The organism is Streptomyces sp. BV286, from assembly GCF_019090165.1.
Taxonomy (GTDB): Bacteria; Actinomycetota; Actinomycetes; order Streptomycetales; family Streptomycetaceae; genus Streptomyces.
Genome location: NZ_JAHRIB010000053.1, coordinates 1 through 1,603, shown reverse-complemented (window position 1 = coordinate 1,603; position 1,603 = coordinate 1). Strand labels below are relative to the sequence as shown.

General features: G+C 72.6%; 1 protein-coding gene. It reads right to left on the bottom strand.

The window, feature by feature from the left end; genetic code table 11:
* Positions 1-60: 60 nt before the first annotated feature.
* A complete protein-coding gene (locus KUF83_RS07205; RefSeq protein ID WP_217453728.1) occupies positions 61-1,344 on the bottom strand; it encodes an ATP-binding protein in 1,284 nt (427 codons plus the stop codon).
* Positions 1,345-1,603: the final 259 nt, after the last annotated feature.

The following is a 1,603-nucleotide window of genomic DNA, read 5'->3' as shown; positions in this document are numbered from 1 at the left end:
CACCCGCGCCGGTCGCACCGGCGTCCGGCCCGGCCGCTCCGGTCGGTTCGTTCGCGTCGCTCATGTCTCCGCCCTCTCCATCTCCAGCTCGACCTCCGTGCCGCCGCCCGGCACCGCGCGCAGCCGCGCCGTCCCGCCGTTGCGCTCCATGCGGCCGATGATCGATTCTCTGACGCCCATGCGGTCGGCGGGTATCGAGTCCAGGTCGAATCCGGGACCTCGGTCCCGGACCGACACGAAGACGGTCCTTCCCTCGACCTCGGCGAAGACCTGCACCGCGCCGCCCTCGCCACCGTACTTGGCCGCGTTCACCATCGCTTCCCTCGCGGCCTGCATCTGGGCGCCGGTCCTGTCGTCGAGGGGGCAGTCGCCGACGACCACGACCTCGATGGGGACCCCGTGCTTGTCCTCGACCTCCGCCGCGCTGCGCTTGACGGCCTCGGCGAGGGTGTCGGGCTCCTCCGCCTCGTCCTTGCCGGTGCCCTCCGGTTTGTAGAGCCAGTTGCGCAGGTCGCGCTCCTGGGCGCGGGCGAGGCGCCGGACCTCGCTCGCGTTCTCCGCGTTGCGCTGTATCAGTGTCAGGGTGTGCAGCACCGAGTCGTGGACGTGCGCGGCGACTTCGGCCCGCTCCTGCGCGCGGATGCGCATCAGGCGCTCCTCGGAGAGGTCCTGGGTCATGCGCACGAGATACGGACCTGCCAGCAGTGCTATCCCGACGAGGACGGCGAGCGCGGCCTGCAGCACCGAACCGAGGTGTGCGGCGGAACCCTGCAGGACGAACATCCCGGAGACTCCCGCGGCGACGAGCAGGACCCCGGCCGCGGAGCGGAGCAGCGAGATCGTGCGCTTGCGGCGGCCGACCTCCATCCAGCGGGCCCGCCGCGCGTTGTCCGCCTGGCGCCAGACCAGGGCCACGCCCGCGCCGACGAGGACGGTGGGCCAGAGGTAGGCCTTGGCCCCGCCGCTCAGATCGACGTTCCCGACGAAGACCATGGCGACCACGACCATGGCGAGCAGCGCGACGATCTGGCCCTTGTCGGGCTTGCGGGCGACGAGCCTGCGGCGGCCGTCGGGCGCCGTCTCGGTGGCGAGCGCGGGAGGCCGCTGGGCGTCCACGCCGCCGACGCCGAGCGGGACGAAGAACCAGAACGACGCGTACAGGAGGGCTCCCAGGCCGTCCGCCATGAACAGGCCCACGAAGACCAGCCGCACCCAGATCACGGGCAGGCCGAGATGCCCCGCGAGCCCCCGCGCCACGCCCCCGAGCCAGCGTCCGTCGCTGCTGCGGTAGAGCTTGCGCGGAGGCCGCGGGTCCTCGACGGTCAGAGTTGCGGCTTCCGGCATGCCATTGATGTTCACACGCCGGGCGCCGCCGGGCATCAGGGTCAACCCCCGAGACTCCCCTGATCTTCGAGACCCGGCCTCCCGGACGGCGCCGGAGCGGCCGTGACGGCCTGTGCGCCGCGTATGAGGGTTGTTCCCGGGGTCGATCTCAGGGTTCGTCCAGGGTCGTACCGACTGCCGCCGGGCCGCCTCGGCCGTCACCATGGACGTATGACAGATCACCAGCACGCCGCGGCGGGCCCGGCCCCGGGCTCCGAGC

Excerpts from the sequence above, each read along its gene's own strand:
- KUF83_RS07205 (WP_217453728.1), bottom strand. The coding sequence starts at position 1,344 with ATGCCGGAAGCCGCAACTCTGACCGTCGAGGACCCGCGGCCTCCGCGC.